A 21,453-nucleotide genomic window follows, 5' to 3' on the forward strand; every position below is an offset into this window, starting at 1 on the left:
ATGAACTCGAATATTTACGGTAACACACCGCCTTTGCTAGGCGCAAAAAATCTGACAAGTACAAAGGACTATGATACAGATGTATTAATTTATGGCGTTCCATGGGAAGGCGCCTGTACATGGGGAGACTATACCGGCTGCGAGCTAGGTCCAAAACAGATCAGACTGTCCTCAGCCAGATACAGCACATATCTGCCGGAGTTAGACCATATTAATGTAGAAGACCATTTATGCCTAGGGGATGTCGGTGATGTCAGCATCGTCCCTCATGATGTCCCGGAAACAATGAACCGAATTGAGGAGTTTGCAGAAAACCTGTGGAAGAGCGGAAAGTTTCTTGTAGGACTTGGCGGAGACCATGGCGTTACTTACCCTATTGTCAAAGGTCTGACTAATACCGGTAAGAATGTCGGCATTATTCATCTTGATTCTCACTATGACAATATGCCGCATCATGATGGAGATAAATTTGCACGAAGTACTCCTTTTATGCGCTTGTATGAAACAGAAGGTGTACGTAATGAAAGCTTAATTCATACCGGTATTAAAGGTCCGAGAAACAAGCCGGAAACAGGAAAGCATGCTAAAGAAGCCGGGGCCGTAACAATAACGATTAATGACATCCGGGAGCAAAAGGATTTAAAGAAATATGCGAATGAAATATATGAGATGGCTTCTAAAGATGTAGACGTTGTTTATCTGACCATCTGTAGTGATGTACTTGATTTTGCATTCAATCCAGGCGGTCCGGTTGATGGAAACGGGTTGACTTCCTATGAACTCCTTACCATGATTTATGAATTTGGTAAGCGCGGACTTTGTGGAATGGACTTTGTGGAAGTATATCCTCAACAGGATTTCAATCAAAATTCATCCCACTTTGTATCCACAGCAGTGTTGTATGTGCTGGCAGGACATGTCCATGGTGGGCATGCATAAAAATCTGGCGTTACTAAGCTTTTAATTGAATACTTTAGCCGCGGGCTGCGATTACTTACCCATGAATGAAAAACATTGGATTTGTATAAACCGGAAAGCTTCCTACTTTCCGGTTTACTAAATAAATAATAAGGGAACTCTCCTTATTAATTACAGACAAAGGAGGAGTTAACTTGGCTCAGTCAAAATTTGTTGAGAAGCTTAAAGTCATCGGCCCAGGTGCTATTATTACCGCTTCTTTTATCGGACCAGGTACAGTAACTACAGCAACACGAGCGGGGGCTGGATTCGGATTTGCACTATTATGGGCAGTTATTTTTTCAATTGTAGCTACTATTATTCTGCAGGAGATGGTAGCCAGAATTGGAATTGTAACACAGCAAGGACTAGGGGAAAACATCAGGGAATTATTTCAAAATCAAATTCTAAAATTCGCGGCGGTATGGATTGTCCTTATTGCAGTTTGTGTAGGTTGTGCTGCATATATCAGCGGTGACTTATTAGGAACCTCGCTGGGTGTTTCTTATTTAACCGGTATATCTGAAAATCATGTTGCTCCAATTATCGGAATTATCATTCTAATTCTTAATCTGATTGGCGGATATAAATTTATAGAAAAAGTAATGATTGTATTAATTGCTGTCATGAGTGTTACATTTATTACCACTATGTTTGTAGCCGGTCCCGATATTTTAGGTTTGTTTAAGGGAGCTTTCGTTCCTTCTATTCCAGAAGGTTCTATTCTGATGATTATTGCTTTAATCGGTACGACGGTTGTTCCATATAACTTTTTTATACATGCATCGACAGTTGGACAGAAATGGAACAATATCAATGATTTAAAAGCAGTCAGAGCAGATACGATTATCTCCATTACCGTAGGAGGAATTATTACAGCTGCCATTCTAATTACGGCTGGTGCATTAATTCAAGGCACGGAAGTTACCAGCGTGGTTCAGCTTGCATCGCCTTTACAGCCTCTGATGGGAGATTTAGCACCGATATTTATCAGTATTGGCCTTTTTGCTGCCGGTTTTTCTTCAGCAATTGCTTCCCCGATGGGAGCTGCTGTTACGGTCAGCAGTTTTATGAGATGGGAAGGCGGATTCTCTAATAAAAAATATAAAACTGTTTTCAGTGCGGTTATTATTTTCGGTATCATCACTTCAGGACTCGGCTTTGAGCCTTTAGAGGTTTTGCTTGTCGCCCAGGCACTGAACGGCCTGATTTTGCCACTTATTGCAATACTAATTATGATTGTTGTCAATAAGAAAAACGCTATGGGTAAATACGTCAATGCGCTTTGGTTAAATATTATCGGCTGGCTTGTAACAGCTGTGGTAATATTCCTCGGTACATACAGCCTTGTAGATGCAATTCGCAGCTTTTTATAAAGTGAAGCTTTCTTAATTCAGGTTTTACAGATAATTCTTCATAGAAAAATCCAGTCATCTTTTGAAAATGACTGGATTTTTCTATACTTTTTTATATTAATTCTTCGATCTCTGCAGATTCTCTTAGTTCATTTACTTTCTCTGCATATTGCTCCCGCTGTTTATTCTGTGCAATCATTCCTTCAAGCTGAGCTCTGGTTTCATCATTCAGTTCTCCTGCCTCCTGATCACCAGACTGCTCTGCCATTTGATCATACATCTCTTCAACTTCTTCATCTGTCACTTCCACATCAAATTCTTCTTCCATATATTTTCCGGTTGCAAGATCAAACTTTAATTGCTCTGCATACTGCTCTTCGCTTAAATGTAATTGATCGAGTGTAGTTTGAAATTGTTCTTCATCTGTTTCTTTCATTGCATCTAACTCTTCCTGAACCTCCTCATCTGTTACTTCCACACCAGCTTCATTTGCTTCTTGCATAATAAGCTCCTGCTCCACCAGGAATTTAATTGTCTCATCCTGCAATGCCTCTGTATCTTCTACATCTTGTCCAGATTGAAACATGACTGATTTAACTAATGGATAGGCTCTATTATAAGCAGAACCCTGAACCTCTTCTCCATTTACAGAAACAACAGGTTCTTCTTCGTCAAGAAATTCATCATCTTCGAATTCAGGTGTTGCCTGTTCTTGCTGCTCTGGAGTACCCTCTTGCTGCTGGTCTCCTTCCTCTTTTTGTTCTGTATTATTATCGTCATTTCCACATGCTGCTAAGAGCATGGTTATAATCATCATTATCGTTAATGACAGTTTCTTCATTTAAACATCCCTCACTTTAAAATTTGTTATGTTCCATTCAATCATACATCGTTATCTTGTTTCAAGTTTACGAGCTTTTAATTTATTCCAGATAACCAAGTGTAAATCTTCATCTCCTAACAGGAAACGGAAATTTCCCTTTAATAATAGTCTCTATCACAGTTTCATTTTTTATACTTGAAAGATAAAAGGGCTTCTTGGACAGGATAAATAAAAAATGGTTACGCAAGCTGGTAAAGCTGCCGTATCCTCTAAATGCGGACTGTTTTACTTGCTAAATATAGAAAACCTGCCCAGGAGCAGTATAAATGCAGCTCCTGGGCAGGTTCATTATTCCGAAATTATCAATGAAATGCTACCTGTTTTTTAATGTTTTTTCTTTGCATTGTTATTCCCTTTTCTTAATTTTGAAATCAATGGCACGAATAAGGATAATGCCGCTACCGCTAAAATGCTGACAGCTATCGGATCCTGGAAAAAAATAGAGAAACTTCCGTTTGATATCGTCAAAGATTGACGGAATGACTGCTCTAGCATTCCTCCAAGGATAAACGCCAGGATAAACGGCGGTGCAGGAAAAGAAAATAATCGCATTAAAAACCCAACAACACCAAATAATAATAACATGTATAAATCAAATGTATTGAAGCTGATGGCATAAACTCCAATCATACTAAACATGATAACCAATGAAATCAACATTGGTCTCGGTACCATTAATATCTTTGCTATGTAAGGAATTAATGGTAAATTCAATATAAGCAAAAAGATATTGCCAATATACATACTGACAATTATACCCCAAAAAATTTCCGGCTGATCTGTCATCAATAATGGCCCTGGCTGTACCCCCAGCACTAAAAATGCTCCTAATAATACAGCAGTTGTTCCAGAACCGGGTATTCCCAAGCTTAAAAGCGGTACAAAAGCACCACTGGTTGCTGCATTATTCGATGTTTCAGGAGCTGCCAATCCTTTTACAGAGCCTTTTCCAAACTCTTCTGGGTTCTTAGAAATTCTTTTTTCCGTAATATAGGAAATAAACGATGCGATTGTTGCTCCAGCACCAGGAAGTACCCCTAAGATAAACCCGATAATAGAGTGTCTGGACATAGGTCCGGTCATCTCTTTCCAATCCTGTTTGCTTAATTTTAAACTGCCGATTTTATGTGCGTTTTGAATCGATTTATCCTTCCTGTTTAAAATCAATGTACAAACTTCTGCTAAGGCAAATAACCCCAGGGCAATAACCAAGAAATCAAGTCCATCTAATAAGTTGGTATTTCCAAAGGTAAACCGCTGCGTACCTGATTGTGCATCTATTCCTATTGTAACAACCATGAAGCCCGCTACCGCGGATATTAACGCTTTTACCGTTGAACCTTCAGATAAGCTCGATATAGCAGTCAATCCCAATAACATCAAAGCAAAATAAGCAGCCGGAGAAAAAGAAATGGCCACACTCGCAAGCATCGGCGCCAGCAGCATAAGCAGCACCACACTCACAGTCCCGCCAACAAAGGATGCAATTGCTGCTATTGCCAGAGCTTTGCCTGCTTCTCCCCGCTGTGCCATTGGATACCCGTCAAAGGAAGTCGCTACCGTTCCAGATACACCTGGAGCGTTTAGTAAAATAGACGATGTAGATCCTCCAAAAATAGCACCGTAATAAACGCCGGCCATCATAATCAAAGCGACTGTCGGATCCATTCCAAAAGTAATTGGTATCATAACAGCTATCGCACTAATCGGGCCCAGACCGGGCAGCATCCCTATAAATGTTCCTATAAAAACTCCTATCATTACGAAAAAAATACTTTGCAGACTAAAAGCCGTTTGAAATCCAGTAATAATTCCTTCTATAGCTCCCATATAATTTCCCCTCCTTCTCTATAAAGGTAAGATTCCTGATGGTAATGATATCTGTAATAACGATGTAAATATAAAATAAATAAAAGCTGAGAATGCAACCGAGACAATGCCATTCACAATATGGCTTTTATAGCCTAAAAATATAGAACAGAAGAAAATAAAAAGCGCAGATACCACGATAAATCCAAGTATTTCCAAAAGGAAAATATACAAAAATATAAGTGCTCCAACTCCCAGCAACATTCCGATTTCTTTTTTAGGGATATTTCTCTTTTGCCGCTGTTCTTCCGTTTCGTTATCTTTTGAAAAAAATAATAATATTGCTAAAAAGACTAACAGCCATCCTAAGGCTTTCGGGATGGCATCCGCGTCTACTTCTGTATAAGCGTATGACGGCAGCTGATAGGAGAGAATTAAATAGACAACAGCAATAACCAGTAATATTAAACTAATCCGGCTGTTCATTGACTTTAACAATGCAATCACCTCTATTCGATTAATTGGCGGCAAAGCCAATGAAACAGATAGATACCGAATCATTGGCTTTGATCACCTTATTCGTTATTTAATCCTAAATCATCTAACAATACTTGAACCTGTTCTTTTTGTTCATCAAGGAACGCTTTGTATTCCTCATGTCCCATATATTCTTCATCCCAGCCAAACTGGTCGCGAATTTCTGCAAATGCTTCGGAATCACTTAATTCCTTAAACTTGTCTTCATAGTAAGCAATAGAAGCCTCATCCATTCCCGGAGCTCCAAAGAAACCTCTCCAGTTAACAAAAGTTTCATCAATTCCCTGCTCTATGGCAGTTGGGAAATCCTCTATAACCTCTCCTTCCAACCTTTCAGGAGCAGTAATTCCTAACACCTTAATATTGTCTGCCTTTACCTGTTCAACTGTTTCAGCCATTCCTGTGGAATAAACATCTACACTCCCGTTCAGCAATTGTGTAAGAGATTCTCCATCTTGTGCAGAAACATATCTGATTTTCGTTATATCTACGCCTGCTGCTTTGGCAATTTGAACAAATTGAATATGATCCATACTTCCCGGAGCTGATTCACCGACAACTGTTACACTGTCCGGGTCATCTTTCATATCCTCAAACAATTCATTCAGATCATCCCATTCCGCATCCTCACGTACCGCAAATGCACCATAATCAGCAATCAGATTCGCTAAAGGAGTAAAGTCTTCGTGGCCGTATTCTGACTGACCGTTCAACGGAATTAATATAATTGGCGGTGAAGCAACAAATAACTTATACGGGTTTCCCTCATAGTTAGCGATATAGGACCAGCCTACTGCTCCCCCTCCTCCCGTTTTGTTCACAACACCGATATTCTCTTCAATCATTCCTTCTTCACCCAACACTTTGGCAACCATTCTTGCAGTTGTATCCCAGCCTCCACCTGCTCCAGCCGGTGCTACAATTTCTATGCTTTCTTCCGGCTCCCAGCTTCCATCTGATGCCTCTGATTCATCCGCGTTATTACCGTTTCCACAAGCAGCTAGTACGACACTAAAAAAGAATAAGGCAATAAGTAACATTTTTTTCATTCTTATTTCTCCCCTTTTATATGTTTATTTCCTATCTTAAAAACACTATAGAGGATTAAAACTATAAATGTAAACGTTTTCAAAATTAATCTCAATAATTTCTTTCTGTTTATTTTATTCATTTTGTTCACGCTTTTTATCAGCAGCAAAAAAAATCGCAGGGAAGAAAGCTCTCCCTGCAATTTTATAAACGATAATATCTTCGTTCTGGTCTTCCAACTGCACCATATGCCAGATCAGCTTTTATTTCTCCCAGAGAAGTAAGATACTCCAAATAACGTCGGGCTGTTGTCCGTGAGACTCCTATATTCTCCCCCATTTTCTCTGCAGCCACCCCATCCTTTGTCTGATCGATCATTTTTTTTATTTTATTTAATGTTAAAGGATCAATTCCTTTTGGCGTCCGCTGCGCTTCTATTTCTACATTTCTCATCAAACCAAAATGATTATCTAAAAATTTCTGATTAATGTTTTCCTCGTTACTAAAACGCTCATTAAATAACTGATAACGCTTGATAGACTCAATGAGCCTTTCCCGCTTAATCGGCTTAATCATATAATCAAATACACCCTTACGAACCGTCCGGTGAATCATATTTTTTTCAGATGCAGCTGAAATAATAATCGCATCCATATCTCCCTGGCGCCTTCGTAATTCATCTAATATCTCTAACCCGGAAATATCTGGAATATATAAATCAAGAATTACCAGGTCAATAGTAAATTTCTCCGCAAATCCAATCGCTTCTTTTCCATTTAATGCTTTTCCAACTAATTTTATATTGTCGAGACGCTCTATGAATTCACTATGAATCTCAGCGATACGATAATCATCTTCTACTATTAAAGTCTGTATCATACACTTATCACCCCGTCTTTTTTGACTGATGCTTTGGAATAAATATTGTAAAAATTGTACCCTCATCCAGATTACTTTTCACTTCAATTCTGCCGTGCAGATTATCAATTGTATCCCTGACCGTCGCTAAGCCATATCCACGTTTCACTTTGTCTTTTGTAGAGAATCTACGGTGAAAAATGCGATTTATATCTTTCTTGTCAATACCAAGTCCATTATCCGCTACTTCAAAAATATAGTCATGACCAATATCCGTTGAGAAAAAATGAACTGTTCCATTTTCCTGATTTCTTACAGCATCCAGTGCGTTATCAATTACGTTCCCTAAAATAGTAATCAGGTTGGTCGGTTCAACATAATCTGTCACCTCAGACAATGAACTATAATCATCTATTAAGAAATTAATTTTCAACTCTGACGCTTTTCCAATCTTCCCTAATAAAATAGCCTGTACCGTTTTATCACTGATCTGGTCATAAACTATTTTATTTTGAATTTCTACCGTTTGCGTTTCTTTTTGGATTAATTCAATTGCTTCTTCAAAATTACCAAGCTGCAGCATCCCTGAAAGTACATATAGACGATTCGTATATTCATGTGTCTGTGCCCGAAGCTCTTCCGAATAACTTCTTACCTCACCTAATGTATCAATCATTTCCTTTAATTCTGTCTTATCACGAAAGCTTAATACGGCGCCTTTCATCTGATTCTGATCGTAAATGGGAATCATATTAAATATGATATGTCTGTCATTTACCTCCATCTGTTTATTACGGTATGCTTGTCCGCTTTCAATAAGCGAAGATAATGGAAGCTCGGGCAGAATTTTTGAAATGGGTTGATTAAAAAAGGCTTTTTGCTTCCCATCTAACAATTTCTCAGCAGACTGATTCATCAATTGGATAATACCGTTTGCATTAACTGAGATTATTCCCTCATGGACTGTTGAAAGGATAGCATTTCTCTGCCGGTATAAAGAAGTCATCTTATGAGGCTCAAATCCCATTAATTGACTGCGGATATTTTTTGTCAGCAGCAATCCGCCGATGGCTCCAATAATTAATACGATAATAGAAGGGATAAGTAATTTTTTAATATTATCAAAAATAATTGCATTAATATCTTTTATCATATAGCCAACGGAAACAACGCCTACAATCTCTCCTTCATAATTCCAGACAGGTGTTTTTCCTCTTAAAGAAGGGCCTAAGCTTCCTTCTGCACGCGAAACATATGACTCTCCATCTATTAGTGCTGCATCATTATCGCCTCCTACCATATGTTTCCCCAGCTTATTTTTATCCGGATGGGAATAACGGATCCCTTCCGTATTTCCAATAACAATAAATTCAGCCCCTGCTAATTCTCTCATTTCTTCGGCAACCGGCTGGATTGTTTCTTCAGGATCCTCTTGTGAAAACCCTTCACGGATAGAAGGCATATTCGCTACCATTTTTGCTGTTTGTAAAGCATGTTCACCAATCTCCTCCTCCGTCGTTTCTGCTTCCATATAGCTATAGAATCCGGTTAATAATATGGTTACAAATAGGATTAGTCCAATAATAAGTACCAGAATCTTAGTCAGAAGATTTACTTGATTTAACCATTTTATTATAATAATCACCTCCCAGTAAGCGCTTACTGCTATATTTATTATACTATCTTTCTTCATTCTATCTACATTTTCTAAAAATTTTACCAAATAAAAAAATATCCCCCAATCTGTTGAAAGCAATCATACATGACTCTTAACAGATGGAAGGATATAGAAATATAGATAAACTTGAAGGATCATAACGTCTTTCTCTTTAAGATGATAATTAAGAATGTTACTCCACCAACGATTTCAATTATAATTGAAACAACACCTTGCGCGTTGAATACATGATTCATAATAAAATATGCACCCGTTAGTATCAGGAATCCGATAGCAAGCGCCATTGGAAAAATATATCTGTGATCATACGTTCTTGCCAGCTGATAACTCAACGTTGCAACCAAAAAACCGAAGAAAGTAAGCGGTCCGACTAAAGCAGTTGAGATGGACATCAAAATAGAAACTAATACAAGAACATAAATAATACTAAACTTATGATTAACTCCTAATGAACTGGAAATCTCTTTTCCGAGTGACAATACATTTAATTTCTTCGCATAAGCAAAGAGAAGGAATGCTACAACAATTACTATTGGAATTGCGATAGGAAAATATTCTACATCCGCATTATTAACAGAACCAAACAGCTTTGCCTGCAGGATATCAAACTCAGAAGGGGCAAGCAGTTTTCTCATAAAGGTTGATAAAGACCTTAGTCCCGTTCCAATAATAATTCCAACCAAAAGCATAAGCTGTAAATTTCCATACTTTCCAGAAAGTAACCATCCATAAAGGATTAAACACATCGCGACCATAATAGCCACTTGAAATAAAAATGATCCAGTACCCATATAACCTATAAATGCGCTGGCACCAAAGAAAAACATGGTACTCGTATGAATCGTGGAATAAAGTGCTTCAAACCCTAAAAGCGAAGGAGTTATAACCCGATTATTTGTAACCGATTGGAAAGCAACGGTCGCCAAGCTTTGACAAACTGCAGCAATAATCATGGAAACAATAGCTACCATTCTTCTTTTAGCAACTGGGATAAAGGAAGGGGAGTCTACTGGAACTGGATTGTTATAAACTAAAAGTCCGTATGAAGAAAGAATACCCAAACCAATCAGCGCTATCAATAATATCCAATAACGCCTTTCCTCCTTTTTGGAACGAAAAGCTTTAGAAGGTTTATCTTTATTAAGAAGGCCGGGATCCGTTTTGACATTTTTTTCATTAGTATATTCCAATTTGTTATCCCAGCCTCCTTCTTCTTAACAAAATAACAATAAATACGACTGCCCCCACTGTTCCAAGTATCAAAGAGACAGGCACTTCAAACGGCATAATAATTGTTCGCGATATTATATCAGAAATGGTTAAAGCAGCCATTCCGGACACACATACCCAAGGCAGATTGCTCCTGAGATCATCGCCTCTAAACATAGAAACAATATTGGGGACAATTAAACCCAGAAACGGTAAGTTCCCGATAACAGCTGCAACAATTCCAACTGCAACAGCAATAAGAGCAGTACCAATAAGAACAATCTTATTATAACTCACTCCAAGACTTGTTGTAATATCTTCTCCTAATCCAGCTAAAGTCAATCTGTCAGCATAGATAAAAATAAGAACAGTAATGATAACAATCAGCCATAAATATTCGTATCTGCCAACTTGAATCGATGCAAAAGAGCCTACAAACCAGGTTTCAACACTTTGCGACATTTGAAAAACGAGACCGACAAATGTGGAAACTGCAGAAATAACCGCTCCAAGCATTATCCCGATAATCGGTACAATTAAAGACGATCGAAGCTTCACTCTTCTTAAAAACAAAAAGAAAACCATCGTTCCTATAAAGGAAAAAATGATTGCTCCAGTCATTCTTTGGAATAAAGTCGGTGCAGGAGATAATAAGTAAACGACAACCAGACCTAAGCCTGCCCATTCAATCGTTCCTGTTGTGGTAGGTTCAACTAAACGATTCTGTGTAATAAGCTGCATCACAAGCCCGGACATCGCCATGGCGGCTCCGGTAAGCATTAATGCGGCTGTTCTTGGAATACGGGTGATGAAAAACATATCCATTCCATCTTCTTTTCCCCGTATATCATAAACTCCTACAAGCATGGAAATAATACCTAAAATAATAACAATGATGACTGCTAATATAAAAGGCTTTGTCCATATTTTTTGATGATTTGAATGCAGGGGCTGAGAATTCCCAGCCCCGAACATTTTTTGTATTGTATTTTTTAGCACTATAGTTATACTCCTCTATACTATTCAGCTAAAGTATTTGCAAGATCTTCAAATAATTTAGTAAATGTTTGTATGGATTCATTTGTATAGGTATCTGCCGGTGCATAAACTATTTGTCCTTCAGTAACAGCAGTTGTGTTTTGAAGTGCAGGTGCATTATCAATGACATCCTGAGCAGGGGTTGCCTCCTCTTCAGATGATATAGCAGCATCACGGTCCATTACGAAAATCCAGTCAGGGTCTGTTTCTGCAATAGCTTCAACAGAAATATCATCGCCTTGGTGGTCTGCAGAAGCCTGGTCAATTTCTAATGCCGGAGTCCAGTCAAAAATGTCGTATAATGGTCCCCATACACGGCCGGAATGAGGAGCTGCAAAATTAATGTCTCCACCAGATACGATAACACTCATTATTGTATCCGTTCCGTTATAAGCAGCTTTAGCATCTTCAATCGCTTGATCAAAATCAGCTGTCAATTGTTCAGCTTCCTCATTTTTATCAAAAATTTGTCCAAGAGAGTTTGTAACATCCTTAAATCCGTTTTCTAAGTTTTCTCCAGGTGTGTCAGCTTCTTCGGAAACATCAAAGTTAAGATCAATAACAGCTGCATTTGGCACTAATTCTTTTATATCTTCGTAATAATTGCCAAATCTTTGTCCGACAATGACAAGATCAGGGTCTACCGCTGCGATAATTTCAAGGTTTGGTTCACGGTGGTTCCCAATGTTTTCAATTGATTCATCAGTTGCATAAGCAATATTTTCAGGTATTAAATCTCTTGGAGCAGCTGCTAATTCAATGCCCCAGTCAGATAATGTTTGAAAAGTTCTACTATCTAAAGAAACCACATTCTTTGGATTTACTGGAACTTCAACTGTTCCATGAGCATCCGTAATTTCAACCGTTGTATCTTCAGCAGAATCCTCTGCTCCTTCATCCGTTTCAGCAGAATCGCTTGTCTGGTCATCAGCATTTTCATTTTCATCCCCTGAATTTGAACAAGCTGCCAGCATCAATGCAAAGATAGCGAAGATTGCTATAATAAACGTTGACTTGAAAAAATTTGATTTTCTCATTCTCCTACCTCTTCCTTTATGTATATTTTATTAATGATTAGACTATTGAATTGATCAAATGAATATCTGCGTTATATTTGTAGCGCATGATTTAAATAATAATTATTATTTCTATTTTTGTTATAACATAACTTTTTTTGATAATGATAATCAATCTCAATTAGTATGTTTAAAGTATATCAAATTAAGAATCGTTGTCAACAGTATTTTGAAATTTATATATTATACAATAATCACTAATTCGAATGTTCCTTTACTCTCGTTTTATCATGAGCAGGCCGGGAAAATACATGTTCCACATCATAGACATGCGTGCTTCCTATACAAGAAGCACGCATGAATTAGAATAGTCGTTGTCAGTTAACTGTCACAAAGAAGACGAGTTCTCAGGCAGGTGTTTATTGAGAAAACCATCACCTGACCAACTTGTTGGCATTCGGAAGCTCCAAACGGTTCATTTTCATTTAACTTATATGCGAATCAAAGTATACACAAAAACGGCAGCCGTTTTGCATGTGGACTGGAATATGCATATCATAGACTTCGTTTAATGCCTCTGAATTAATAATTTCGTGTGTTGGACCATCTTTTATCAGATGTCCATCTTTTAAAGCTACAATGTAATCCGAATAAACAGAAGCAAAGTTAATATCATGCAATACAATTACAACCGTTTTACCCAGCTCATCAACAAGCTTGCGTAATATTTTCATAATTTGTACAGAATGCTTCATATCCAGATTATTCAATGGCTCATCCAGTAGAATATATTCTGTATCCTGGGCAATAACCATGGAAATAAATGCCCGCTGCTTTTGACCTCCGGACAGTTCATCCAAGAATTTATGCTGGATATCTGTTAAGTTCAGATATTCGATTGCCTGATCAACGATTCGGTTATCCTCCTTATTTAGACGGCCTTTTGAGTAAGGATAGCGGCCAAATGATACCAATTGCCGGATCGTCAATTTTACGTTAAAAAAGTTTGATTGTCTTAAAATGGCAATGCGCTTGGCAAAATCATTAGATTTCATATTCTTTATATTGTTTTTATCAAGTAATACATCTCCAGTGTCTGCATCAAGCAGACGGCTTACCATGGAGAGCAGCGTTGATTTCCCTGCACCATTTGGTCCAATAAACGACGTAATTTTGTTAGGCTTAATTTGAACCGATACATCTTTTATAATAGGTTTATTTCCAAACCTCTTTGTCAATCCTTTAATTTCGATCATCTCGCAGCCCCTACTTTCTTTAAGTATTAACTAGCAAATAGAAGTAAGTGAAAAAGCATTAGTATGTAACCGAATGCTAAATCTTCCATATATGCAATGCCTTTCTCTGCATGAATTCATCAAACTTCCTTATTTTTAAAATTCATTCAAACTTCATGCAGATAATAATCATTATCAAATTCCAATCATTCTAAATAATAATGATATTCATTATCAATTAGATACCAATACCTAGTATATCAAATTTTCAGCCATCGTCAATGGAAGTTTCATATTAATTAGAGAATAACAAAAAAAACTGCCCTTATTGGCAGTTTTTTTTGATTTACGTTCAATTTTTTGTCATATTCATCATCGTTAATGCTAAATAAAGGAAAGTTCCCTTTCATTTACAGCGACACGGATAATCGCTTCTTCTTTATTTATTCTCACATCCATCACCAGTACAGTAGGATGTTTTATTCTCATTTGGGTTTAATGATTGCAAAACAGGCTTTTCCTGCTCCTCCTGCCAAACCTTTTCAAGTACTTGAGTAAAGGTCTCTTGCGGCTGTGCGCCAGAAACAGCGTATTTTTCATTAAATACGAAGAAAGGAACTCCCTGGACACCAAGCTGTTTTGCTAAATCTATATCTTCATTGACTTTATTACGAAATTTACAGCTGTCTAATACATTTTCAGCATCTTCTCTATTTAAACCTGCTTCTTCAGCCAGCCGGATCAATGTATTTTTATCACTCAGCAGCTCAGAATCGGTAAAATGCGCTTGAAATAAACGTTCCGTTAGCTCAGCTTCTTTTTTATTTTCAGTAGCCAGCTTAGCAATTCGATGCGCATCAAAGGTATTACTATACTTCATCGTATCAAAGCGGTAAGTTAAACCAACCTCTTCAGCTTGATCCGCTACTTGTTTATTCATTACAGATACCTGCTCTAAAGGGATACCCTTCAGCTCAGAAAATGTCTCATCATACTTTTTATCTGGGACATGCTGCGCAGCCGGGTCGAGCTGATAGCTTCTAAATTGCACAGCTACTTGATCACGATGTGGAAAATTCTCCAACGCGTGTTCAAACCGGCGTTTTCCAATATAACAAAATGGGCATACAAAGTCAGACCATATTTCAACTTTCATTTATGTTCACCTCAATTTCCTCACTTATTTTAGCACAAGGAAACCTGGGAACAAAGTAATCTGCATTCATCCTCGTCAATGACAATACTCACATCTAAAATATCAGGGAGATAGCGCGGAAGAATCAGTAATTTCTTTTATCCTCTATTGCCCCATCCGCCCGATAAATGGTTAAGGATGTCCCTTTATTTTTGGCAATTTCCGCTGCTCTTTTCACTGCTTCCTCTTTGTTATCAAATATTTGACTTGCCTGGCTGGAGCCTGCAGACGCTATAGCCCAGCCTTCATCATGGCTATAGACCTCTTCTCCTTCTTCCAGCCGTTCCGGGTTATTTGTTTTTTCTTTCCCTTCTTTAGAGCGCTGTGTTGGTTTTCCGCTTTTTTCATAGCTGCGAATCTCTTCTTTATCGGCATTATCATACCATTCCTTCGCCTGCTCAATGGCTATAGGAATAGCCCGTCCTTCCTGATAGCCGTCATCAAGCATAGAATTAGCAATATCAATGGCTTTTTTAAGAACAGGTTTTTCAAGATTTTTCATAGAGCTTGGATAATCATTCATTGTCCAAACCATTAAAAACGCCTCCTTTTTATATGGAGTTTTCCCGTTTCGCATAGCATAAAACATCTTTATCCATAAAAAAGCACGGGATTACTCCCGCGCTTTTTCACGTATCTAATAGCGACCTTCCATTAATGGAGACACGCTTCGTATTTTTCAGTTCATCAAGATTGACAGCGCCAATGCCGAACATCGTCATTTTCAGCTCTAATTCTAATTGCTCCATTGTTTGAACAACAGCTTCTGCTGATTCAGTCGCTGCCTGAAGCAGATGTCTTGCATAACCGATAATATCTGCACCGATTGTAATTGCTTTTGCAGCATCTACTCCTGTTTTCATGCCGCCGCTTGCGACAAGCGGCGAATCGGGAAGCTGGCTGCGTACAGACACCAGACAATCCTTCGTTGGATTTCCCCAATTATTAAACGCTTCTGCGGCTGCTTTCTTTAATGGGTCCTTGGAACGTAACTTCTCAACCTGACTCCATGACGTCCCGCCAGCTCCGGCAACATCAATGTATGCTATTCCTGCATTATAAAGTCTTTTGGCAGCTTCTCCATCAATCCCGAAGCCTACTTCTTTCACGCCGACTGGTGCATTTACCTGCTTACAGACCTGTTCAATCTTCGGCAGCAAGTCTTTAAAATTTAAATCGCCGCCATCCTGTACTGCTTCCTGCAACGAATTTAAGTGCAGGACAATAGAATCGGCCTCTGTCTTATCTATAATACGCTGACATTCTTCTGCTCCGTAGCCGTAATTTAATTGAACAGCTCCAATATTTACAATTAACGGCACTGTTGGAGCCTGCTGACGGATAAGGAAGGATTCTTTATGCTGATCACTTTCTAGAAATGCCCTTGTTGAACCGATTGCTAAAGCCCATCCTTTTTGTTCCGCAGCCAAAGCTAAATTTTGATTGATGGTTGTCGCCAGCTCTGAACCGCCTGTCATGGAACTGACAAGAAATGGCGCCTGTAAAGCTTTGTTTAAGAATGACGTTGCAAGTGAAATATCAGCAAAGTCAATCTCCGGCAAAGCATTATGGAGAAAATGAATTCCTTCCAGCCCAGTTGATTTATTGACGCCCTCTACCTCTCCCTCAAGGCAAAGACGGATATGTTCTGTTTTACGTTGGTTGATTCCTTTTTCCATAAATGTCCCTCGCTTATCTCAATTTAGTACTATATCTAGTGTACTTGTTTCGTGAAATAAATGAAAGATAAATGATGCTGTCCCTGCATACTTACGAAATAAAAATAAATATTTCTGAACAGCTCATTTTTCAGGAACTTTTATCATATAAAATTCAGATTATACTCTTATTTTCTGTTATAATAATACTACTTATTTATGTTTTTGGGAGGAAATAATGAAAAGAAACCACGCAAAAGCTTTTGCCACAAAAGCACATCAAGGACAAGTACGAAAAAATTCAAGTGAGCCTTATATTACCCATCCTATCCGCGTAGGAGAACGCTTGGAAAAAGAAGGCTGTTCGGATGATTTAATCAGCGCAGGCTATTTACATGATGTTGTCGAGGATACCAATGTCAGTATAAAAGATATTGAACAGCAATTTGGAAAACAGGTTGCGGATCTTGTTGCTTCTCATACAGAGGATAAATCAAAATCCTGGTGGGAAAGGAAAAAGGCAACGGTAGATCATTTAAAAGATGCTCCAAAAGAAGTGAAATATCTGATTATTGCGGATAAACTGGATAATCTCTTAGAATTGGAGAAAGAGCATAAAGTGATTGGTGATGACATTTGGAAAAACTTCAATGCCGGGTACAGCCAGCAAAAATGGTATAATGAAGAAATTGCTAAACAAATGTATGCTCACTTATCCCCTCAAGAAATTCCTCCTTATTTTAAAGAGTTTGAACAGGCTGTAAAGCGTTTTTTCAAATGATTAGAAAACACCTTCTCTCTAACTAAAAGAAAGAAGGTGTTTTAAAATTATATAACGCTTCTCATGTTCGAGATTAGCGTTTGTTCATTTCATTTGGATGTGTTCCGCTTCGGACATTGCGATCCAGGCCGTCAATTGTTTTCAGTTCTTCTTCACTTAACTCAAAATCAAATACGTCCAGATTTTCTTCAATGCGGGAAGGTGTTACTGATTTTGGTATCACAATCAAATCTGATTGCAGGTGCCAGCGAAGAATCACTTGCGCAATTGTTTTCCCTTTTGCTTCAGCAATTTGCTTAAGAGCTTCATCTTCTAAAACATCTCTGCCGTTCATAAGCGGGCTGTAAGCTTCTACATGGATGCCTTTTTCTTTACAAAATGCACGCAATTCTTTTTGCTGAAGATATGGGTGGCATTCCACCTGGTTCACAGCAGGAACAACTTCACATTCATCTAATAAACGTTGTAAATGCTCCACTTCAAAGTTGCATACGCCTATAGCTTTTGCTTTGCCATCCTTGTATATTTTTTCCAAAGCTTTGTACGTATCAATATACTGGTCATATTCCGGAGTCGGCCAGTGAATCAGATATAGATCTACATAATCAGTTCCAAGTCTTTCTAAGCTTGCATCAAATGCTTTTAAGGTTTCATCATAACCATGGTCTGCATTCCATACTTTGGTTGTAAGGAAAATTTCTTCGCGTGCTACACCACTATTGGCGATTGCCTGTCCAACGCCTTCTTCGTTTCCATAAACCTTCGCTGTATCAATCGAACGGTAACCAGACTTTAACGCGTGCTCCACAGCAGGAGTCGCTTCTTGATTTTCTACTTTCCAGACTCCAAAACCAAGCTGCGGCATTTCCAATCCATTATTAAGTGTCACGTATTTCATATTCTCAAGTCTCCTCCAGCAAGTAATTTTATTTCTGTTTGGTACTATTAGATTGTGTCTTTTTCAAGTAATTCATTTTGATTTTACAATAATAGACAGACAAAACAAAGAAAAGTGCTTCGTACTATTAAAGAATATCCTCACTACATGGAAAATCCGCAAGCTGTTAAATTATTTTTTTCCGCTTAAAAAACAATTTGTCGTATGGTCATTTACCATGCCGGCTGCCTGCATAAATGAGTAACAGATTACCGGCCCGACAAAGGAAAACCCTCTCTTTTTCAAATCCTTGCTTATTTGCTTTGACAAGTCTGTCTGAGCAGGCACATCTTCATGCTTTTTCCACTGATTTACAATAGGCTTTCTATCGACGAATCCCCATATATATTGATCGAACGAGCCGAACTCTTCCTGAACCTGTTGGAACGCCTTCGCATTTTTTATTACCGATTCAATTTTTCGTCTGTTGCGGATAATTCCCTCATCCTGCATCAATGCTTCTACCTTTTCATCTGAATAAGCAGCGATCACATCTACTTCAAAGTTATCAAAAGCCCGGCGGTAATTTTCCCGGCGTTTTAGAATTGTAATCCAGCTTAATCCTGCCTGTGCACCTTCCAGGGTCAGCATTTCAAATAGATAGCGGTCGTCGCCGAAGACCGGAGTCCCCCATTCTTCATCATGATAAGCAATATAAATAGGCTCCTCACTCACCCAGGCGCAGCGTTCCTTACTCATCCTCTTCACCAACAGTTACTTCATTCTTTTCATAGGAAATCCAGTCACTGAAGCTCCCTGGATACAGCTTCACATTTGTAAATCCGGCACTATCCAGCGCAAGAATATTCGGACATGCCGAAACACCTGACCCGCAGGAAACAATAATTTCCTCATCCTTATTCAATTGAGAAAAATGCTCCTTCAGCTGCTTCTCATTTTTCCAGGTGCCATCTTCTTTTAAAACACCCTTCCAAAAATAGTTCACTGCTCCTGGAATATGACCGGCGCGGGAATACATCGGTTCCTCATCTCCTAAGTATCTGGCGCTTGCCCTCGAATCAATAATTGTTGTTGCCGGCGAGGCAAGCTTTTCCTTTACTTCTTCCATATCAACATAGCGATTTTCCTTCTCATTTCTTTGGAAGGTTTTAGGCTGCAGATTGGGAACCTCTGTGGTAAGTTCTCCCCCCTCTTCTACCCAGCGGTCTAAGCCGCCGTCCAGAATATACACCTTCTCATGTCCTAAGTAGTCAAGCAGCCACCAAAAACGTGGAGCAAACATATCGTTTCCCTGGTCATATACCACAACCGTTGTATCGTTTGAGATACCTAGTTTTCCAAGTTTATGAGCAAACAGCTCCCATTCGGGTAAAGGGTGATTTCCTCCATGCTTCCCCGCCTTGCCAGACAAATCTCTATTTAGATCCATATAGACAGCACCGGGTAAATGACCTCGTAAATAGGCCTTCCGTCCAGCATCATCATCCATTAAATCAAACCGTACATCAACAATGACAATATTATTTTGTGTTAAGCGATGCTTCAATCTTTCTACGCTAATGATGTTTTTCAAAATCATACCCTCCCAAATTCTATTTTTACTAATCATATCATTTCTTGTTTATTTTAACAGAAATAATATAAGTTCAGTTATATGTCAGCTGTTATTGAATATATGCTATATTTGAGATAATTTAATTATAAGAGGATTTTTTTCAATGATTGAAAAATACTCTAATACGGATTTTTATTTACACTATGGTAAACTATACAAAGAAACGTGGAATGAGCATTGCATTCATTTTCACGTCAAAACAACTTTAACGAAATAAAATTTACTTAGAAGGGGTCTTTTTAATGAAGGAAAAACTAATCAAACGTCTGGAAACTTATGCAAAAATAGATACCCAATCAGACATGAACTCGGAAACAACACCTTCTACACCGGGACAATGGGATTTAATTAAGCTGTTGGAAAATGAACTGAAGGAGGTTGGATTGGAAGAGGTATCCTATGATGAGAATGGTTATTTAATGGCTACGCTTCCGGCTAACACAGATAAGGATATTCCGGCAATCGGATTCCTGGCGCATGTAGATACTGCAACAGACTTTACTGGAAAGAATGTATCGCCAAAAGTTATCAATTATGAAGGCGGAGATATTGTATTGAATGAGGATTTACAAGTAATTCTTTCTCCGGAAAAATTTCCAGAGCTTTCAAATTATCAAGGTCATCAGCTGATGGTTACGGACGGAACAACTTTGCTTGGAGCTGATGACAAGGCGGGTATTGCTGAAATTATGACTGCAGTGGAATACTTGATAAATCATCCGGAAATCGAGCATGGAAAAATTCGTGTTGCTTTTACACCAGATGAAGAAATCGGCCGCGGTCCGCATAAATTTGATGTAGAACGCTTTGGCTGTGACTATGCCTATACCGTAGACGGCGGACCATTAGGCGAGCTGCAGTTTGAAAGCTTTAACGCGGCAGCTGCCAGAGTAACTTTTTATGGAAATAGTGTACACCCGGGAACAGCAAAAAATAAAATGGTAAACGCCGGCAAAATGGCTGCACAATTTATTTGCAAATTTCCTGATGAAGAATCTCCAGAGCATACAGAAGAATACGAAGGCTTCTATCACCTGATTTCTGTAGAAGGAGATGTGGAAAAAACAACTGTATACTATATCATCCGGGACCATGACCGGGAAAAATTTGAAGCCCGCAAAAATACACTTACACAGTATGTTGAGGAAGTAAGGAGCGTATATGGCGAGGATGCTGTTCAATTAGAAATGAATGATCAGTATTACAATATGCGGGAAAAAATCGAGCCTGTAAAGCATATTGTGGATATTGCTGAACAAGCTATTAAAAATCTTGATATTAAGCCAGTTATCCAGCCTGTCCGCGGAGGTACAGACGGATCACAAATTTCCTTTATGGGATTGCCGACACCGAATTTATTTACGGGCGGCGAGAATTTCCATGGCAAGTTTGAGTACATTTCTATCGATAATATGGAAAAAGCAGCAAAAGTAATTGTGGAAATCAGCCGTTTGTTTGCATCAGCAAAATAATATATCCTTTCACTGCCTAAAACAAACCGGATAAAATCAGCCTATTGATTTTATCCGGTTTGTTTTATATAAAATTTTATCTCTTTCTGGCTTTCATTCTCTGTTAAAATTACATATACTAAATATAAAATAAAACTTCTATTCACCGGAGGTTTACGAACACGCCTACTGGGGTAAATTTATTCCACAAAGCACTGCTGAAAACATAAATTATCAGTTTATAAAACTTT

At 38.4% G+C, this 21,453-nt stretch carries 20 protein-coding genes; 4 read left to right on the forward strand and 16 right to left on the reverse strand.

Annotated elements, in window-relative coordinates:
• Together BN1068_RS19270 and BN1068_RS19275 are read left to right on the forward strand one after the other, a co-directional pair.
• A complete protein-coding gene (locus BN1068_RS19270) occupies positions 1–939 on the forward strand; it encodes an agmatinase family protein (RefSeq protein WP_077604453.1) in 939 nt (312 codons plus the stop codon).
• 173 nt (positions 940–1,112) lie between these two features.
• Positions 1,113–2,333: an Nramp family divalent metal transporter gene (locus tag BN1068_RS19275; protein ID WP_077604454.1), complete on the forward strand. Its 1,221-nt coding sequence runs from the start codon at positions 1,113–1,115 to the stop codon at positions 2,331–2,333.
• 91 nt (positions 2,334–2,424) lie between these two features.
• Here the strand turns inward: BN1068_RS19275 and BN1068_RS19280 are convergent, their stop codons facing one another.
• The 13 genes from BN1068_RS19280 to fni form a co-directional block, all read right to left on the reverse strand.
• The gene (locus BN1068_RS19280; RefSeq protein WP_077604455.1) at positions 2,425–3,153 is read right to left on the reverse strand and encodes a SurA N-terminal domain-containing protein; all 729 of its coding nucleotides are present in this window, start codon (positions 3,151–3,153) and stop codon (positions 2,425–2,427) included.
• Between the two features lie 366 nt (positions 3,154–3,519).
• Positions 3,520–5,025, reverse strand: a complete 1,506-nt coding sequence (locus BN1068_RS19285; protein ID WP_077604456.1) for a tripartite tricarboxylate transporter permease — start codon at positions 5,023–5,025, stop codon at positions 3,520–3,522.
• A gap of 18 nt (positions 5,026–5,043) precedes the next feature.
• Positions 5,044–5,565, reverse strand: coding sequence for a tripartite tricarboxylate transporter TctB family protein (locus BN1068_RS19290; RefSeq protein ID WP_368483298.1), 522 nt, complete (start codon positions 5,563–5,565; stop codon positions 5,044–5,046).
• A 14-nt stretch (positions 5,566–5,579) separates the two neighbouring features.
• Positions 5,580–6,590 (reverse strand): tripartite tricarboxylate transporter substrate binding protein, encoded by a 1,011-nt coding sequence (locus BN1068_RS19295; protein WP_077604457.1) that lies wholly within the window; start codon positions 6,588–6,590, stop codon positions 5,580–5,582.
• Positions 6,591–6,774: 184 nt separating this feature from the next.
• Positions 6,775–7,449 carry a response regulator gene (locus BN1068_RS19300; RefSeq protein WP_077604458.1) on the reverse strand — a complete coding sequence of 225 codons (675 nt, stop codon included), beginning with the start codon at positions 7,447–7,449 and terminating at the stop codon, positions 6,775–6,777.
• Positions 7,450–7,456: 7 nt separating this feature from the next.
• Entirely contained in the window at positions 7,457–9,151 is a 1,695-nt protein-coding gene (locus BN1068_RS19305; RefSeq protein ID WP_254846836.1) for an ATP-binding protein, read from the reverse strand.
• An 89-nt stretch (positions 9,152–9,240) separates the two neighbouring features.
• On the reverse strand, positions 9,241–10,296 hold the full coding sequence (locus BN1068_RS19310) for an iron chelate uptake ABC transporter family permease subunit (RefSeq protein ID WP_077604459.1): 1,056 nt from the start codon (positions 10,294–10,296) through the stop codon (positions 9,241–9,243).
• Positions 10,297–10,300: 4 nt separating this feature from the next.
• Positions 10,301–11,290 carry an ABC transporter permease gene (locus BN1068_RS19315; protein ID WP_139344920.1) on the reverse strand — a complete coding sequence of 330 codons (990 nt, stop codon included), beginning with the start codon at positions 11,288–11,290 and terminating at the stop codon, positions 10,301–10,303.
• 44 nt (positions 11,291–11,334) lie between these two features.
• Complete coding sequence (locus BN1068_RS19320) at positions 11,335–12,390, reverse strand: siderophore ABC transporter substrate-binding protein (protein WP_077604461.1); 1,056 nt, start codon at positions 12,388–12,390, stop codon at positions 11,335–11,337.
• Between the two features lie 464 nt (positions 12,391–12,854).
• Complete coding sequence (locus tag BN1068_RS19325; protein ID WP_077604462.1) at positions 12,855–13,625, reverse strand: iron ABC transporter ATP-binding protein; 771 nt, start codon at positions 13,623–13,625, stop codon at positions 12,855–12,857.
• Between the two features lie 418 nt (positions 13,626–14,043).
• Positions 14,044–14,760, reverse strand: coding sequence for a DsbA family oxidoreductase (locus tag BN1068_RS19330; protein WP_077604463.1), 717 nt, complete (start codon positions 14,758–14,760; stop codon positions 14,044–14,046).
• Positions 14,761–14,884: 124 nt separating this feature from the next.
• On the reverse strand, positions 14,885–15,334 hold the full coding sequence (locus tag BN1068_RS19335) for a DUF2188 domain-containing protein (RefSeq protein WP_077604464.1): 450 nt from the start codon (positions 15,332–15,334) through the stop codon (positions 14,885–14,887).
• A 94-nt stretch (positions 15,335–15,428) separates the two neighbouring features.
• Complete coding sequence (gene fni / locus BN1068_RS19340) at positions 15,429–16,478, reverse strand: type 2 isopentenyl-diphosphate Delta-isomerase (RefSeq protein ID WP_077604465.1); 1,050 nt, start codon at positions 16,476–16,478, stop codon at positions 15,429–15,431.
• Positions 16,479–16,695: 217 nt separating this feature from the next.
• On the opposite strand from fni, the gene BN1068_RS19345 reads away from it, so the two are divergent.
• Positions 16,696–17,238, forward strand: a complete 543-nt coding sequence (locus BN1068_RS19345) for an HD domain-containing protein (protein ID WP_077604466.1) — start codon at positions 16,696–16,698, stop codon at positions 17,236–17,238.
• A 73-nt stretch (positions 17,239–17,311) separates the two neighbouring features.
• Here BN1068_RS19345 and BN1068_RS19350 read toward each other — a convergent pair whose 3' ends face one another.
• The 3 genes from BN1068_RS19350 to BN1068_RS19360 form a co-directional block, all read right to left on the reverse strand.
• Positions 17,312–18,136 carry an aldo/keto reductase gene (locus BN1068_RS19350; RefSeq protein ID WP_077604467.1) on the reverse strand — a complete coding sequence of 275 codons (825 nt, stop codon included), beginning with the start codon at positions 18,134–18,136 and terminating at the stop codon, positions 17,312–17,314.
• 171 nt (positions 18,137–18,307) lie between these two features.
• Positions 18,308–18,874 carry a DNA-3-methyladenine glycosylase I gene (locus tag BN1068_RS19355; RefSeq protein ID WP_077604468.1) on the reverse strand — a complete coding sequence of 189 codons (567 nt, stop codon included), beginning with the start codon at positions 18,872–18,874 and terminating at the stop codon, positions 18,308–18,310.
• On the reverse strand, positions 18,867–19,709 hold the full coding sequence (locus BN1068_RS19360; RefSeq protein WP_077604469.1) for a sulfurtransferase: 843 nt from the start codon (positions 19,707–19,709) through the stop codon (positions 18,867–18,869). The genes BN1068_RS19355 and BN1068_RS19360 overlap by 8 nt, the downstream gene beginning before the upstream one ends.
• A gap of 284 nt (positions 19,710–19,993) precedes the next feature.
• Here BN1068_RS19360 and pepT point away from each other — a divergent pair, with 284 nt between their 5' ends.
• Complete coding sequence (gene pepT / locus BN1068_RS19365; RefSeq protein ID WP_077604470.1) at positions 19,994–21,223, forward strand: peptidase T; 1,230 nt, start codon at positions 19,994–19,996, stop codon at positions 21,221–21,223.
• Positions 21,224–21,453: the final 230 nt, after the last annotated feature.

Source organism: Oceanobacillus sojae (genome assembly GCF_900162665.1).
Taxonomy (GTDB): Bacteria; Bacillota; Bacilli; order Bacillales; family Amphibacillaceae; genus Oceanobacillus; species Oceanobacillus sojae_A.

Coding starts and splice junctions, on each gene's coding strand:
- BN1068_RS19270 (WP_077604453.1), top strand. CDS start 1: ATGAACTCGAATATTTACGGTAACACACCGCCTTTGCTAGGCGCAAAA.
- BN1068_RS19280 (WP_077604455.1), bottom strand. CDS start 3,153: ATGAAGAAACTGTCATTAACGATAATGATGATTATAACCATGCTCTTA.
- BN1068_RS19285 (WP_077604456.1), bottom strand. CDS start 5,025: ATGGGAGCTATAGAAGGAATTATTACTGGATTTCAAACGGCTTTTAGT.
- BN1068_RS19290 (WP_368483298.1), bottom strand. CDS start 5,565: ATGATTCGGTATCTATCTGTTTCATTGGCTTTGCCGCCAATTAATCGA.
- BN1068_RS19295 (WP_077604457.1), bottom strand. CDS start 6,590: ATGAAAAAAATGTTACTTATTGCCTTATTCTTTTTTAGTGTCGTACTA.
- BN1068_RS19300 (WP_077604458.1), bottom strand. CDS start 7,449: ATGATACAGACTTTAATAGTAGAAGATGATTATCGTATCGCTGAGATT.
- BN1068_RS19315 (WP_139344920.1), bottom strand. CDS start 11,290: ATGTTCGGGGCTGGGAATTCTCAGCCCCTGCATTCAAATCATCAAAAA.
- BN1068_RS19320 (WP_077604461.1), bottom strand. CDS start 12,390: ATGAGAAAATCAAATTTTTTCAAGTCAACGTTTATTATAGCAATCTTC.
- BN1068_RS19325 (WP_077604462.1), bottom strand. CDS start 13,625: ATGATCGAAATTAAAGGATTGACAAAGAGGTTTGGAAATAAACCTATT.
- BN1068_RS19330 (WP_077604463.1), bottom strand. CDS start 14,760: ATGAAAGTTGAAATATGGTCTGACTTTGTATGCCCATTTTGTTATATT.
- BN1068_RS19335 (WP_077604464.1), bottom strand. CDS start 15,334: ATGGTTTGGACAATGAATGATTATCCAAGCTCTATGAAAAATCTTGAA.
- fni (WP_077604465.1), bottom strand. CDS start 16,478: ATGGAAAAAGGAATCAACCAACGTAAAACAGAACATATCCGTCTTTGC.
- BN1068_RS19345 (WP_077604466.1), top strand. CDS start 16,696: ATGAAAAGAAACCACGCAAAAGCTTTTGCCACAAAAGCACATCAAGGA.
- BN1068_RS19350 (WP_077604467.1), bottom strand. CDS start 18,136: ATGAAATACGTGACACTTAATAATGGATTGGAAATGCCGCAGCTTGGT.
- BN1068_RS19355 (WP_077604468.1), bottom strand. CDS start 18,874: ATGAGTAAGGAACGCTGCGCCTGGGTGAGTGAGGAGCCTATTTATATT.
- pepT (WP_077604470.1), top strand. CDS start 19,994: ATGAAGGAAAAACTAATCAAACGTCTGGAAACTTATGCAAAAATAGAT.